The 14,386-nt window shown below is 54.0% G+C and carries 10 protein-coding genes and 1 pseudogene; 2 read left to right on the forward strand and 9 right to left on the reverse strand.

Features of this window, described 5'->3' with window-relative positions; translation table 11 throughout:
• Positions 1 to 66: 66 nt before the first annotated feature.
• The 5 genes from SynSYN20_RS05395 to SynSYN20_RS05415 are packed head-to-tail and all read right to left on the reverse strand — an operon-like array spanning position 67 to position 9,678.
• Entirely contained in the window at positions 67 to 420 is a 354-nt protein-coding gene (locus SynSYN20_RS05395; protein ID WP_186525030.1) for a phosphomannose isomerase type II C-terminal cupin domain, read from the reverse strand.
• Positions 421 to 2,100 carry an ATP-dependent RecD-like DNA helicase gene (locus SynSYN20_RS05400; RefSeq protein ID WP_186525031.1) on the reverse strand — a complete coding sequence of 560 codons (1,680 nt, stop codon included), beginning with the start codon at positions 2,098 to 2,100 and terminating at the stop codon, positions 421 to 423.
• Positions 2,097 to 5,756 carry a UvrD-helicase domain-containing protein gene (locus SynSYN20_RS05405; RefSeq protein WP_186525032.1) on the reverse strand — a complete coding sequence of 1,220 codons (3,660 nt, stop codon included), beginning with the start codon at positions 5,754 to 5,756 and terminating at the stop codon, positions 2,097 to 2,099. The genes SynSYN20_RS05400 and SynSYN20_RS05405 overlap by 4 nt, the downstream gene beginning before the upstream one ends.
• Positions 5,753 to 9,076: an exodeoxyribonuclease V subunit gamma gene (locus SynSYN20_RS05410; protein WP_186525033.1), complete on the reverse strand. Its 3,324-nt coding sequence runs from the start codon at positions 9,074 to 9,076 to the stop codon at positions 5,753 to 5,755. Before SynSYN20_RS05410 ends, SynSYN20_RS05405 begins: the two co-directional genes overlap by 4 nt.
• Entirely contained in the window at positions 9,070 to 9,678 is a 609-nt protein-coding gene (locus SynSYN20_RS05415; protein ID WP_186525034.1) for a metallophosphoesterase, read from the reverse strand. The genes SynSYN20_RS05410 and SynSYN20_RS05415 overlap by 7 nt, the downstream gene beginning before the upstream one ends.
• Positions 9,679 to 9,731: 53 nt before the next feature.
• Here SynSYN20_RS05415 and SynSYN20_RS05420 point away from each other — a divergent pair, with 53 nt between their 5' ends.
• Complete coding sequence (locus tag SynSYN20_RS05420; RefSeq protein ID WP_255444457.1) at positions 9,732 to 10,019, forward strand: hypothetical protein; 288 nt, start codon at positions 9,732 to 9,734, stop codon at positions 10,017 to 10,019.
• 55 nt (positions 10,020 to 10,074) lie between these two features.
• Here SynSYN20_RS05420 and SynSYN20_RS05425 read toward each other — a convergent pair whose 3' ends face one another.
• Positions 10,075 to 10,464, reverse strand: a complete 390-nt coding sequence (locus SynSYN20_RS05425) for a putative quinol monooxygenase (RefSeq protein WP_186525035.1) — start codon at positions 10,462 to 10,464, stop codon at positions 10,075 to 10,077.
• 292 nt (positions 10,465 to 10,756) lie between these two features.
• Here SynSYN20_RS05425 and SynSYN20_RS05430 point away from each other — a divergent pair, with 292 nt between their 5' ends.
• On the forward strand, positions 10,757 to 11,611 hold the full coding sequence (locus SynSYN20_RS05430) for a bile acid:sodium symporter family protein (protein WP_186525036.1): 855 nt from the start codon (positions 10,757 to 10,759) through the stop codon (positions 11,609 to 11,611).
• Between the two features lie 209 nt (positions 11,612 to 11,820).
• Here the strand turns inward: SynSYN20_RS05430 and SynSYN20_RS05435 are convergent, their stop codons facing one another.
• The 3 genes and pseudogenes from SynSYN20_RS05435 to SynSYN20_RS05445 all read right to left on the reverse strand — a co-directional run bounded on the left by SynSYN20_RS05435 (position 11,821) and on the right by SynSYN20_RS05445 (position 13,844).
• On the reverse strand, positions 11,821 to 12,129 hold the full coding sequence (locus SynSYN20_RS05435) for a hypothetical protein (protein ID WP_222929757.1): 309 nt from the start codon (positions 12,127 to 12,129) through the stop codon (positions 11,821 to 11,823).
• A gap of 142 nt (positions 12,130 to 12,271) precedes the next feature.
• Positions 12,272 to 12,472, reverse strand: a complete 201-nt coding sequence (locus tag SynSYN20_RS05440) for a hypothetical protein (RefSeq protein ID WP_186525038.1) — start codon at positions 12,470 to 12,472, stop codon at positions 12,272 to 12,274.
• A gap of 1,052 nt (positions 12,473 to 13,524) precedes the next feature.
• Positions 13,525 to 13,844 (reverse strand): annotated as a pseudogene (locus SynSYN20_RS05445) (DUF3303 domain-containing protein).
• Between the last annotated feature and the right edge of the window lie 542 nt (positions 13,845 to 14,386).

Genomic DNA, 14,386 nt, shown 5'->3' on the forward strand with positions numbered 1-14,386 from the left:
GGCTTGCAACGTCCAATCGGCCTGAGCCGCGCTGTATTGCTTGCCTTTCGATCAAAGGTTGAAAATTTATGTTAACACTCTGCCGAAATCGTCCTCTAAGCGTTCGATATCGCCTTCCTCGAGGATCGAGCCATGCTGGACCTCAATGATCAGCAAGTCCCCCTCTCCTCCGAACGCGCGGTGGATGGCTCCCTTGGGGATATGCAACGTGTCTCCGGCTGAGACCTTCAACCATTGATCTTGGCAAAACAGCTCCCCGCTTCCTTGGGCCACCGTCCAGTTTTCGCTGCGATGTTGATGGCGTTGAAGGCTTAAACGTTGCCCTTGCCGAATCAGCAAACGCTTCAGCTTGTAACCCTGGCCACTGCCTAAATCCTCGTACCAACCCCAAGGACGGATCACTCTCTCGGACGCGCTCACCTACCCATTCCCGATTTTGCTTTGATCCTCAGGATGCCGAGATCCTGTGGTGCGGCTTAAAACCATCGCTGTTGGATCTGCAAATAAAAGCAGTTGCTGTTTAGCGCGGGTGATGGCCGTGTAAAGAAGCGAGCTGCTTTGGCGATCGTCGAGAGCAGGCCAGAGCAGCAGCACTTTGTCCATCTCACATCCCTGAGCTTTGTGAATGGTGAGTGCCAAAGCTGGCTCTAGGTGCCGAAGACGGGCTGGATGCAAAAGCGCATGCCGGCTTTCTCCAGAGGGGTCGCTGCTGAGAAAAAGAGCCCGTTGATGCGCCCCCTCTCCGACCATGACCCCTAGATCTCCATTGGCGAGTCCGAGTTCTGGCTGATTTTCACTGCAAAGCACTGGTAGACCCGACGGCCAGCGGTTCGGTTCAGCGCCATCAAGCAACCGTTGATGGACGGCATCAACACCCCATGGCCCGCGTCGACGCGGGCAGAGCACCATCAAGCCGTCAAGGATGTTCAGAAGGTCTTGGGCTTGTTGTTGATGGGGTTGTCCATGGGCGTTGATCTCTAAAGCGCTTGCCCTCTCCTTGAGATGGTCGAGATGCTGAATCAGTGCGGCGTGCACAGCCTCAGGAATCTGTTTGGTTTTGGGGCAAGCAACGCTGATGTTTGAGGTTTTAGGCAACGCGCTGAGTTGGGACCAGAACGGTCTCAGGCCTTGATCACGGAGTAGTGCACTCATCTGAGCAAGGGCACCTCGATTGCGATAAACCTTCGTGAGAGTGATGGCCCCATCGTTGAAGCGCCTGATTTGATCCGGTTCTTGGAGATGCTGCCAAACGGCTCCTGCACCAATCGGTGGCAGCTGAGCGCTGTCTCCCACCAGGACCAGTTGGCAATGGGGAGGTAGAGCACTCAACAGGGCACGGCCTAGCTCTAAGTCCACCATCGACATTTCATCGACGATGAGCAGGTCTACATGCAGTGGGTTGCGTCGATGACGGCCAAAGCCTCCAGGACGGGCCTCCAGCAATCGATGCAGCGTGGTGCAGGGCAAGGATGCAGTTTTGGGGTGGCTGCGAATCGCGTCTTGGAGCCGACGTGCGGCCTTGCCCGTAGGAGCGGCCAGCCTCGCCCGAAGCTTGGGTTGATGTTCAAGAGCGCGGAGCAGCATGTGCAACACCGTGCTGGTTTTACCGGTTCCAGGCCCGCCGCTGAGCAGAACCACGCCGTAGTGATCGATCGCACGGACAGCCGATCGCTGCTCCGAACTGAGATCGTTGTTCTTGGCTAGCTGGCTGGATGTGGCGCTGTGGGGTGTGGCATGGATTGGAGCCTGGAAACAGCGACGCTGAAGTTCGCGTTCGAGCTCTTGCATGGCTCCATGCCAACGACGCCAGGACAGCGTGTTGTGGCTCAGAACCAAAACGGATTGATCACCGTCGAGCCATCCACTCGCCACCAAGGCTTCACGGTGAAGCTTCGGCCAGCCCTTACTTTCGATCCCCTCTGGAGCCTCCGCTTCATCGTGGAGTTGAAGGGAGATGTCACCTCGGCTAAGGGCAAGGGTGAGTGCATGCACAAGCTCGATCAGCGGTTCACTGCTTTGCTCCGGCGGTATCCGCCGGAGCAGGGTTGCGAGCAATCCACGCTGCAGGGCAAAGAGAGCATCCGTCGCTGCCGATTTCATGACGACAGCCCCTCAAGCCATTGGTCCAGACGGCGGATTCGTGTCAAAGGTGCAGGTTCGATGACTACTCCAGAGCCTCCTGCAGGGCTGATGCCCCTTAAAAACACATAGGCATAGCCGCCGAGGTGGCGGTTCGGGTCGTAGCCGTCGAGCCTCCAGCGCAGGTAGCGATCCAGGGCCAAAAGGTACAGATGGGCTTGGAGCGGATAGTGATGGGCGAGCATTTGCTCCTCCATCGCGGCTTGGCTGTAGTGGCGAGGGCCGCAGGCGATTCCACGGCCAGAGTCGTCCCGTTCGCCAATCCAATTGCTTTTCCAATCCGCTACCCACCACCGGGCTGTGGAGGGATCATCCCCATCGGTGAACACCAGATCGATCGATCCCGTCAGAAACCCGCGACTGCGAATGTCTAATTGGCGCAGGCTTTTTGCGTAGTTCTTCCCAAAACGATGGTCGCTGTCTGCTTCGAAGGCATGGGCTAAACCAGCGGAGCGCACTGGATCGCCTTGCTGGGCAACTGGCAGATCGAAGCTGAGTTCATGAAGACGCCGTTTAGCGTCCAAATCGGACAACCTCAAGTGTTGGAGAGGGCCGCCTAGAGGTGCCATCAGCACAGTCTTGAGCGCTGAGATCACGGCATCGCCATGCTCGAGGTCAATTCCGGCTCGTCCAAGCTCTTCCGCTACCACCGCCTGATTGGCAGCTTGGTCTGCAGGACCTTGAAAGCTCACCTTTTCAAGGATTCTGTGCAGACAATCGCCAGCTCCCGGACCTTTTGGGAACTCTGCAAGAGGACCATTCTGATCGGCTGAATCCACCTGGCTGCCAAGAGCTTCGCTGTCTGGCACGGCATCGGTGTTGGCTACGGCATCGATGTCGCGTCCCTCTTCGAGATTGCGTGGATCAATAGGAGCGGGCTTGTGATGTCCTTTTTGAGAGGAGATCCAGGCGGAGTAGCTACTCCGACCCCAGCTGCGGTCGAGGCTGCGTTGAGGAACGTCCGACAGCTGCAAGGTTTCGAGCCGCGGAGCTGGACGCCAGAACTGCAGGGATGTGTTCTTAGGTGGTAAGTGATGACTCGTTAGGGGGTTGTCGAGCTTGGACAGCTCCGCAACCCAGCTGGCTAAAGGATTGGCATCCTGTCCAGCAGCGGCGACCCAAAACACCACGAGATGGCGCTCTGCGCGCGTTAAGGCCACGTAGGCCAGTCGTTCTGCTTCTGCTGCACTGTCGTGTTGGTCTCGTTCTGCAGCTTTGTGTCCTCGGTCCCAATGGGGGTTGAGTGCCACTTGCCAGGTCCCTTCTGGATCGTTGGGAGGGTTTCGCCAGAGAGGGCCTTTGCCATCAGCTGGTGCTTGCCACAAATAGGGGCAGATCACGACGGGGTACTGCAGGCCTTTGCTGCGGTGCACGGTGACAACAGCCACCGCGCTTTCCGCTAAATCGCTGTGGGGCTGCCTGATATCAGGGGTGGGTTCGATGGGTTGTAAGCGTTGTCGCCTCAGCCAATCTGCGGCGCTGCCCAGGTCGAGGCCTTGTCGATGCATGGCGTCTTGCACCAGTCGCGCACATTGCTGAATGTCGCCTAACAAACGCCCGCGGCTGGAGAGATCAGCAAGCATTCGGCCCTCGAGGAGTTGCGACAAGCAACCGAGCAAACCCAGGAAAGGCAGGTCGTCCTGCAGCTTGCGAAGTTGCCCTGCGAGTCGATCGAGATCACCGTTGGTTTCCGCGTCTTGCAACTGACGGCTTGTCCATTGCATCAAGGCAGAACAGGCCAGTCGCCGCAATCGTCCGCCATCGGCAGGGGTGGTGAGGGCGTCGAGAAGATGTTGCAGCTCCGTCGCGCCGGAGGTGCTGAGGACATCTCCAGGACTCACAAGTCGGCTGGGTAGTCCTCGTTGCGCGAGCTGCTCTCGCACCGCCTCGGCTTGTCGATGCCGGCTGACAAGAACGCATAGGTCTGATGGGGTTAGGGATGGATCGCTGTCCAGGAGGTGGAGGGCATGGCAAGCGACCACGGGCGGAATGGTCGATTCGAGTGCTGTGCGGGTGGGTGGTTCATCGGGGTCATCGGCCTGCAGATCGATGAGTTGGAGAGGCTGTTCACCGTCCGGGAGCTCCAAGGGAAGGGCGCTGGCACAGGGAGTGACAGCCGGCACCTTGAGGTTCGACAGGGTGAGGCCTGGAGCCATCCATTGGTTCATCGCCTCCATCAGGGACGGGGTTGTACGCCTGTTGTCGAGCAGGTTGTCGATTTGATCAGCTGCTTGTCGGGCTTGTTTGTAGGTGTTGAGATCTCCTCCTCGAAAGCGGTAGATCGCTTGCTTGGGATCACCCACCATCAGCAATAAATGGTCTGGCGTTGCGAAGCAGGCCTGGAGCAGGCGCCACTGCAGTGGATCCGTGTCTTGAAATTCGTCGATCAGAGCGACGCGATAACGCTGCTGAATCGGGGCCAGCCAGCGTTGCGGGTCAGCATCTGTCGCTTTGGGATCGAGGGCATCAAGTAAGCCAGAAAAGCTGATCACGCCCTGTTGCGCACGGCGGGCGGCCAGGGTGTGGAGTCCGTGCGTAAGCGCATGGCGCCAGACCTGCTCAGCTGGGCCATCCCACAGCGCTGCAATGGCTTTTTGCAGGGTTGGCTGGGGAAGGTTTGGATTGAGTTCGCTGCAGCGGCGGGCTGTTTTGCTGAAACATCCGGGATGGAAGTAGTCACCCAGTAAGCTCTGTTTGCGCACGGTGCCGTAACTGATACGTAACTGTTGCGTGCCAGTTAGCTGTAAGATCCAGGCGCTGAGTTCGCTAGCGCGATCTTTTTTTGGTTTCGGTGAGTAGGGCTTGGTATCGGTTTGGCCTTGGCTTCTCCAATCCGTTGCGCAGTTGCGAAAGGCCGTTTCTAATACGTGACCGTTGGTTGTCCATTGCGCTTCGAATTCTGTCCAGCTCGATTGGAGCCAGTGGTCAAAGCACTCGATCAGCGGACGCTCTTGATCGTGAGCTCCCTCAGTACCGGCGATCCGAACAGCGCAATCGCTGTCCAAGCGACTTAGGGCATGGCTTAACTGATCAGCGGAGAGGCCGGCATGCAACAGCCCTGATACGTCGTCGGCAGGCAGGGCCAGCACCTGGTGTTCCCAGTAGTCGTAAGCCACCTCTTGGCACAAATGCTGGCTGTCACTCTCAAGACATACCTCCATCGCTGTGCCGTTCTGAAGCGCTTGCCGGCGAAGACTGCGCCGGCAGAAGCCATGGATGGTGGTGATGTCGGCACGTTCAAGCCCTTCCAGTGCTTCCAGCAGGTTGCTGGCAAGCGTGCGACGGGTGTTGGGGTCTTGTCCATGGAGTGCCAGCCATTCTTCCAACACTGCATCGCGGGGTGGGGAGTCGCTTTGCGCGTCTGAGTCGTTGGCTTGGTGTTGGAGCAGGGCCTGTAAGGCGTCGTTGAGACGACGTCCAATCCGATCCCGCAATTCCGCAGCGGCGGCTTCTGTGAAGGTGACAACCAGAAGCTCTTTGAGGTTGAGCTTTCGCTCTGTCACCAGCCGCAAGACCAGGTGGGCTAAAGCAAAGGTTTTGCCCGTGCCAGCACTGGCTTCTAGGAGACGCACTCCGGCATTGAGGGGGTACTGATTGGGTTGAAAACGGCTGCTCATGGCCGTTGCGCCTCCAGCATCGGTGCATACAACAAATGAAAGGCGTCTTCAAAGCAGGCTTCGCTTAAAAAATGGCCCGCTTCGAAGTGGTCGCCAAAACAAAGCTGCATCTCTGGACGCTCCCGCTCTCCCATGCCTGCGAATCCCCCGTCCCAGCGGCTTTCAAACGCTCGGTTCGCTTGTTCCAGACTTTTGCTCAACGTGAGGGCTCTGGCCAATCCACTGGCAGGTGGGACCGGCCAGCAGGATTCAGCTCCTGCGATTGCGAGAGCATGGAGGGAAAAGAGCAGCTCCTGAGCTCGGTCTGGATCCAATGGCTGCCAGTGAAGGGCAAGCTCAAAGTGATCAGCTTTGGTGCTGCTGTTACATCGACAGATCACAGCCGTTGGCGTAGAGACTCCCGACGCTTGCTGGATGAGGTGGGTGAACCAGCCGCCAAGAGCGGTACGCGATTGAAGCCGACCTGCGCTGACTAAAACCGTGGTTGCCCCAGCCCTCAGAACGGTGCGTGACTCGGACTCGGAGCGGATCGATTCACAGTGCAAAGGGCCAAGTCGCAACAGGGTTTGTTGCAGGTTTTGCCAGCGCTGTTCGAGGCGATTGGCCGCCAGTAGGCCTGCCGCTCCAGGCGGAAGTATTCCTTGGCCTCGTAGCTGTGTGGTCCATTCCCCCGGAAGAGCCTGCTCCCAGATCAAGCTCGAATCGGTCGCCAGCCAGTCGAGCTGATTGAGAAAAGACTGGTTCAGAAGGAATTGACGCTCCCGCTCTTCGAGTTCGAGCGCTGAGAGATCTTCCACGGGGGTGGACCACTCCCGTGTGTCTAATCCCCGCGCTTTGAGCCAATAGCGCTGGGGAGCCTCAAGCCAGCGACTGACTGCGTCTAAATCAACGCCGTCTGAATCCAATCTGTTGGGGGTTAAATCTGGAGCCCAGCTCAGGGGGTGGGCTAGGCCCAGAGAGTTGTCGCTCAGGCGATGGTGATCACGGCGGTGATCATGGCGATCGAGATTGCGCCTGGCGTCGAGGTGGTGACGATCAGAGCTGAAGGCTGAGCCGGAGCGATTGACGAGAAAATTGCGAGGATCCAAGGGATTTGCTGGTTGCTCCAACACCACGCGCTCGAACTGTTCGGGGGTGAGTTGCTCGTTGAGCAAGGTGAGCCATTGTTGAACCGGCGGCGCGGGGGGAAGCTCTTCGCCCTTGCGTTCATCACGTGCATTCCAACTGATCAGGAGATGTTGTCGCGCGGACATCAACGCCTCCAGCAGCACGTAACGGTCTTGATCTGTGCTCGATGGATCGCCGAGTCGGCGTTGCTGCTCCAGAAGGTGAAAGCCAGGGCGTTCCCGCTGACGTGGAAAGCCTTGCGAATCAAGCCCCATCAGCACGATCAGCCGATGGGGAATCGCCCGCATCGGCTCAAGAGCACTGATTGTGAGGGCACCACTGCGGTGTCCAAAGCGACCGCTATCGGCGGAGAGGGCCTCATCAAGAATCGAGACCACAACGGAGAGATCAAGGTCAAGAGTGCATGCAGAGGCCTGTTGCTGCATCGTGTCGAGTGCTTCGACGATCGCTTGTTGCTCCCAGGCCCAGTCCCCTCCATCGCCGTAGAGATGCTGGAGAAAATGATTTAACTGCGTGGTCCAAGCGCTGGGACTGTGGGGTTGACGTAGGCGAATGATCCATTGAGCTAGTCCATCCAAGAGCGGCCACCATTGTTCGAGCTGCTGAATGGTGAGACCTCCTTGGAAGGGAGCACAGCCACCAGGAGCGAGACCTGGCTCGGCAGGCAGCACGAGGCCAAGCAGCCAGCGATCAAGACACCAGCTGAGGCTATGGGTGTCATCGCCTCCCCGCTCCTTGCCATCCACCCCCCAACGGAAGCCGGTCTGCTGAAGACACTGGGTGATACGTACGGCATCTGTGGCCGTGATGCCTTGCAGCGCTTGGAGAGCTGGGTTCGCCAGAAGAGCCTCTAACCCCGATGCCGTGAAGCGCTCACTGGCCAGTCTCAAAAGGGCCATAAACCCTTGGCTCAGTCCTGGGGTGTTCTGCTGGCTTCGGTCGGTGAGTCGCCAGGGAATGCTGATCCCAGTGGCGTCATGATCACCGAAGACGGAGCTGAGGAGCGGGGCATAGCGCTCTACATCCGGCGTCATCACCAAGACATCGCGTGGCTCCAGGCTTGGATCAGAGGCCAGCCATTGCAGGATCTGATCGCGAACCAGTTGGACCTCGCGCCACGGACCTGCACAGGCCAAAAAGCGCAATGAGCTGTCGTGATCAACAGGGGTGAGAGGTGGCGCACTTCCATCCACCAACTGTTGTTGCACTTGTTCTAAGAGCGTGGCTGGCCGCTGTTCGGATGCAGCGATCTGAATCGGTGCGGCGAAGAGATCGCCCTGATCCCATTGGCCGAGCAAGCAGTCTCCGTTGCCTTCTAAAAGCAACTGAAACTCAGCCCCCATGCGTCCCAAAATCGCTTCCAGTCTTGGCGATTCCAGGAGCCAGGGCCCATCGGGTGGGGTGTTCCACGCTTGTCCGAGGCTTCTTCGCCTTTGTTCGGAGCGTTGCCATAGATCTGGGCATGGCGTGAGTAGGTAGAGCTCGACAGCCATCAGGCCTGAGAGGCCTTGCAGGAGTTCCACCTGCACCGGGGCGAGATTGCTGATGCCAAATAGGCGCAATCGAGGCGGTAGAGCGGCGGCCGAAACATCTCCTTCCCGCAGACGTTGAACGGCCTTGTGCACCTGAAGACCAAAGGGATCACAGGGGAGAAGTTCTGCAAGGGCGCGAACGAGCTGTGGTTGCCAGTGCAAATGGGCCGGCAGATCAGCGTCTCCATGGCCCTCAATCCATTGGCTCAGTTCCTGTGGTCGGTAAAGGGCATAGTCATCCACAGCATCGGCGAGGCAGCGCGCCAGTTGCCAATGATCACGATTGAGCCGTTTAGAAACGCTTGCGTGTTGTTCCCACCAGAGTTTCAGGTTTTCAGCGCTGGGGTGGTCGAGAAGAGCGGGGAGCACTTTTAAAACAGACCAAACCAGTCGTTCTGCGCGCCAAGGATCTTCAGTGGTTGGATCGAGATCCAAGATGCAGCGCACCAGCTGGCGTAAGCGCGATCCAGGAAAGGGAAAACGCACCAGAGCGCTAATGCCGTTGGCTTTGGCAAGCTGCTCGCCGAGCCATCGGCTTGTGGGCCAGGTATTGACGACAATTTCCAGCTCCTCAAACGGACCCGGTGGGTCAAGCGTCAGCGTTTGAGCCAGAAGCGTTGCCAGAAACTCTGTGCGATTGCTGCGGTAAACCGTTAACAACGATCTGCCTGCAGCGATGGAGCCGTCAGGTTTCGTGGAGAAGCTGTTGATTCCCGAACTCCCTCCACTTGCACAACAGCTGCAGTCTCTGGGCAGTACGCCGAGAGTTTTCCTCCGTACACCGCACCCGTATCCACCATCACGATCCGGCCATGACGCTCCACATCAGGTCGGGGGGTATGACCAATCACCACAAGTCCATGGCTTCCGTCGTAATGCTCCCAGAAGGGCTCACGAATGGTCAGGTCGGGATGACCGTTGGAATCAAATCCTGCATGGGTCGCTACCCAGCCGTGTCCCCAAAACACAGTAGGGAGATGTTGGAGACGCATGAGCCATGGGTTGGGACTGCTTACTTCAGGTTCCTTGAGGGTTTGGAGTCGTGCCTGCTCATGATTTCCTCGCAGCCAAGTGGCCTGTCCAGCAGTGACCAAGGACCAAACCAACTGCATGGTGGACGCGGTATCAGGCCCGCGGTTGATGACATCTCCGCAAAACACGAGGTGATCACTCTTCGGCAAAACGCTGAGTAGCCGCTGCAGAGGCTGATAACAACCATGCACGTCACCGATCACCCAGTGCTTGCCCGTGAGTGATGGCATGCCAAACAGCAGATGGCCTAATCACATTAATTCCCTTTACTTGTACGAATGCGATGCGTAAAAATGCTTACCCTTATGGCCCTTGTGAACTTGGTGTGGATCCACGATCATTGCCAGTGGCTCGTCGCGTGAGCTTGCTCGTGAACGCCCTTGATGGTGCCCAACGCACCAATGAGGCTCTTGCTGCCTGTGCCAATGGCGAAGAGATGCTTGATGTACTCCTCGGAGCATCGATGAAATTGAGGCTCGGCCTCACGCGCGAGCAGCTCCGTGACACTCCACCGATTCGAGATTGGGTCTGGTGGAAAAATAAGCAAGCGATTGTTACGATTGGGAATTAAAAATGGCTTGTTTTGTTATTTATTTAAAGTCTTGAAGCTGCCTTGTTATTTCTATTTAAACTCTGCTATATCCAAGCTTAGATTCATAAATTTTGAGTGGAAGTCCGAAAGACTCCATCAGTTTTCTGCAGTCATCTCCAACAGTTCCATAAACCTCGATGCTGAAGCCGTCACCAAGTTCAGCATGCTTTTGCAAATACTCCTGAACGGGAGGGTTGGAGACATGGGCCGCAAATGCCTCGTCATTGGCATAGACCTCTGACCACACAAACGCTTGTGGGTCTTGAGGATCTTGATCAAAGGTGTGATGAAGCATTCCAGGTTCGGAAGACTGAACGGCCACGTCAGTTATGCGGGCGAGTTCCAGATATTGATCGAGGCAATCCGCCTTGACGTGGATGCGTGCGAGAAGCATGAAGGGAGTGGATCGATCGAACGTTGCCATGGTGAGCAGTGAAGTTGGATGATTCTCTCAAACAGTACGTCTATCTTCTGTTCGGTTCAAACGCGTCTCTCTGATTCGCTTGAAAAGCATGTTGACTGTGAACATGGCTCTGTTGCATTGGTAGTCTTTTATTGATGCATTGACCAAGAGGTTTAGTTTGATGTTTGTTGCCTGAATCCCATGGCCTTTAATTCTAAGACTTTGATGATTTGGTGATATTTTTACTGAATGTGTGTTCGATATACGAGCCAGTGGATGGTTTATTGTTACGTGGTATGGCGCTTGTGGACTTGTGATCGAACTTCTTTTAACCGGAAGTCTCGCTTTTATTATGTTTTCTTTGGGGTTATCACTGAAGCCGCAAGATTTTGGAGTTGCATTTCACCAGCCAAAAGCCTTGATTGCAGGAGCAATGGCTCAGCTGTTGATGCTTCCAGTGATTGCTTTTGCCTTGCTAAGGATCTTTGGTTTGCAAGGTGATTTTGCTCTTGGCATTATGATTTTGAGTTGCTGTCCTGGAGGCATAACATCGAGTATTATTACTAAACTATCTCGAGGAGATGTAGCACTTTCAATTTCTTATACCGCACTCGCTAGTCTTGTGACGGCAGTGACTTTACCTCTTGTTTTGAGTTTAACAACGCCATTGCTTATCCCACAGCAAGACGTTGAGTTGTCAATATTACCCTTAAGTCTAAAAGTCTTTGCTTTAGCAACATTACCTGTTGTATTGGGAGTTTCTATTCGCCAGTGGATCCCAAAACTGGCTGTTCGTTGGCAGTTGCCAAGCAGTCAATTGGCAAATGGTTTATTTGTTGCAGTTTTGATTGGAGTCTTGATCGGTCAGTGGGATGTGTTTATCGCTAACCTTCCACTCCTGGGACCCTTACTGCTGCTGCTCAATCTATTAATGCTTGTCATCGGTTTAGTTGTTGGTCATTTGCTGAGATTAAGGAAATCTCAGATTACCTCGCTTTCTGTAGAGGCTGGTTTTCAGAATGGAACGATTGGTATTGTTGTTGGTTCACTGATCGGTGAAGAGTTTATTCAAGGTGGATTGAGTCGCTTTAGTCTCCCTTCGGCTGTTTATAGCGTTTTGATGTTAGTAACGATTATTCCCTTTGTTTTTTGGAGAAGAAGTCTGTGATAAGCAATAAATACTCTCTTTGTATTGTCAAGTCAAGGGCTAATGCTACTTCGTGTGGATCGGTTGGTTTTAAATCATCTTTCCAATGGATATGATTTTTCTTTGTTGGTGATTAATTAAAATCCTAGGTGGCCTATTGATTCTGAATTTGATGCAAAGAATTCTATACTGATTGCGGTTTTCCATGTGAAAGAAGCTTCATTTTTGAACTAATTTTTTTCGGTTATGACTTCCTGAACCACAACGTCTCCATCGCCTAATGCTTCAACCATTTCTTCAACAAAATGGTCTGCATAGAACTTGATATTGTCCAGCTTTTCGGAGGGATTGTGATCGTTGGTGACCTCATCAACAGCCTCGTCTGCTATTTTCTTTCTCATCTCATCCTTTAAAAGTAAGTGTCGAGCTTCTTCGACACTCATCAATGGGTTCTCAGTGGTCACGCTGAATGCATGAAAGGCTGTGAAGGTGAAGCCGATGGTGTGTGTGTACTTAGCCATGGCCTGCAGTTCGAACACTGATAAACCCCATTCTTGATGCCTCGGTGTCCGATTGCTCTCGTCGTGCTGATCCACAAACCTTGGTGATCAGGCGTCTGAGCTTGTGGCAACGAACTCAGCCTCCTGTCGCCATGATCGATGCCGTCTACATATCCAGCAGCTAACTCACGACGTCTGCCTCTGAGGCTGCTTTCACCACTTCCAGGTCATCAAACGACGTCGGCTTCAAATGGTCAATGAAATGAATGCGGGCAGCATCCGATTTGATCCATTCATTGAGCTGTTCTCTGCTCTGAAGTTCGGGGACATTCAAATTCACTGTGATGGTGGCGAGCAGGGTTATTTTTTGTGAGTAATCCATTGTTTGAAGTTTAAAGTTGAATAAGTAGTGCGCGAGCGAATAGCAAACTAGCGTTACAATTCTTCGATGTAGTCTCTTTGACTATAGTCATATAATCTGGCTGTGCAATTAGTTGCAGGATGCTGTTTGCACTTTTTGAATCATTCCCTTTGGCTTTTGCTGAGGATGCTTCGCTGCAAATATTTCCCCTAGCAAGGCTTTGTATTCTTTTCTTCTTGCTAAGTAGGTACCCTAGAGCTCAATGAACTTGCTGGTAAGTTCGTACCTATTTGTTTGTTTTTAATCTCTGCTTCCTCTTAGGATTAGTGCATGTCGAGGATTGATGCATGACTGGTGAATGTAGATCATCATGACGGGTTTTTCTAGAACACATCCAAGATTTAGTGTTCATCACTTTCCCCTTAGAGACCGATACTCCCTCCAGGTGAAACGAGGCCCCTGGATGATCCGTTGAATAATGGGAGCCTTGGATTCAGACAAGGATGTGCTTGCGGATTTAGATCGCTGACCCGCTGATGCAATGATCCGTACCTTTTCATGGCCTCAATCCAATATTGGATGGGACTTGGAGGAGCAGTGATGAATGGGTTCCCTGCTCCAGAGGAACCATCCGATTGTGCAGCTGGTAAAGGGCAATAAAAAAACCCCACTCAAGGCGGGGCTGTTTGACGTGAACCCTTGAGCTCACTTTGTGTATGACAAGCCGCGATAGGTCAGTTGTGCCTTCTTGGTTGCATCAAAACAAGCACCTTGAAGTTGCACATACTTCTTGCCGCGATAGGTCAGTGTCATTTGAGGTTCCTCAGAAATCCAGGTCCCCGTTCCGTGGCCTGGCGAGTCTGCGCCTCACAGATGTGAGGTGAACGTTGTATGTAGCTGTTGCTACTTCACCTTTATAACCATATGAGCAGCCACTCAGTAGTTCATAGCGATACAAGAGTGGGATTGGATTTGGAAATTCGTATGTGGTTAATTCAGGAAAATAAAGCCCCCTCGCTTGGGGCGGGGCTAATCGCACTCACTCAAATGGATGCAAGCCGTGATCCTTTCGGTTAGCTGTGAGCGGCGGCAGCAGCTTGAACTCCAGGCCACATGGCTGAAACTCCTTATCAGAGACAACCGGGGTGACTTCGAACTGGAGTCCAAAGCCCTTGATCCAAGGGGCGAGATGAGTCCACACCTTGCCGATGTCGCTGGCAACAGCAATCGCCATACCTCTTCCACCAATTGGCTCACAGACTCGATATTTCAGTTCAAAGCCTTCAAAACAATCTCAAGGCCCACCAGAATTGATGTATTCAGCAAATGGAGTGCAGGCTTCCCAAGACCCTTCAACGGTTGGGAAGCTCCAGACAATCAGATAATGCTGCATGGAGGTTCAATAAAATCTAGTTTTACCAGATACTCAAATGACTGAATGTTGTTGATCAGACTGAAAGATCTAAAGGCTTCCCCCTAGTTGCCTAGCCATAAGCCTTTCCCTCTCCACTTCCAGTAAGAGGAGCACCATCCTTGTTTTGGTCAGCCAGTAAGTGTTTTTCGAAAAGCCTGAAATCCTGCCCCGTATAGCGATTCTAGGGTGATCACGGCTTTTTGTATTCGGATTGGGACGTTCCTATCTGCCACGCCCAAAGTGTTGATATGCCAGCGCCTAATACACCAATATAGCTATTGAGAGCCGAATGGTGCTTGCGATACTTTTTGCGAAAAACAGTAGTTATTCGCACCACGGTTGCCCCAGGCCAACCTCTAGTCCATGTGGAGAAATCTTGTCCTGATGGAAATCCACACAGCCGATGGCGAACGCATTGGCTCTATCAGAGAAATATGTTCGGGACTAACCGACAAAACACCTGAATTCCTCGAGAGTTTTACAAGCGGCTAAGAACATGATGTCCAGAAGCACTTGGCTGA

The sequence above is a fragment of the Synechococcus sp. SYN20 genome, from assembly GCF_014279555.1.
In the GTDB taxonomy this organism is placed as follows: Bacteria; Cyanobacteriota; Cyanobacteriia; order PCC-6307; family Cyanobiaceae; genus Synechococcus_C.